General features: G+C 42.4%; 1 protein-coding gene. It reads right to left on the bottom strand.

All coding sequences use genetic code 11. The annotated features are described in order from the left end of the window. The coding region (locus LOK78_RS16920) for an FIDD domain-containing protein (RefSeq protein WP_502243837.1) at window positions 1-413 on the bottom strand (413 nt) is incomplete at both ends.

The raw sequence follows: 413 nt of genomic DNA on the forward strand, positions 1-413 counted from the left end.
TCCCACGGTGTTTACCTCGATATCTGGGGTTGTTTCCCCAGTAGACCATTCAAAGGTATTATTGGTGCTTCCATCAAAAATGCCGGCATTCAGTGTAATGGACTCCGGTGAATCATTTAGGCAATAGAAAACCTCAACGTCGCTTTGCAGGTTAGGAAGTTCGTGCACCCGTAAGGTCACTTCGGCAATCCCGTAGCATGCATTATTGTTTTCTGCGCGTGCATAAATAACCTGAAAGTAGGGAATTGAATTGGTGTATGAGGCTTCAAGGGCATTTTCTTCTAATAGGGCATCATCATATGAGCTGTAGAAAGAAATAGGGAAACTGATGTTGTTGTTATTCTGTATTTGTAATGCCACCTCGTTTAAATCAAACGTATTGATACCGTCTTCAGAGTTGGGCTCATCACAAA

Source organism: Mangrovimonas futianensis (genome assembly GCF_021245805.1).
Taxonomy (GTDB): domain Bacteria; phylum Bacteroidota; class Bacteroidia; order Flavobacteriales; family Flavobacteriaceae; genus Mangrovimonas; species Mangrovimonas futianensis.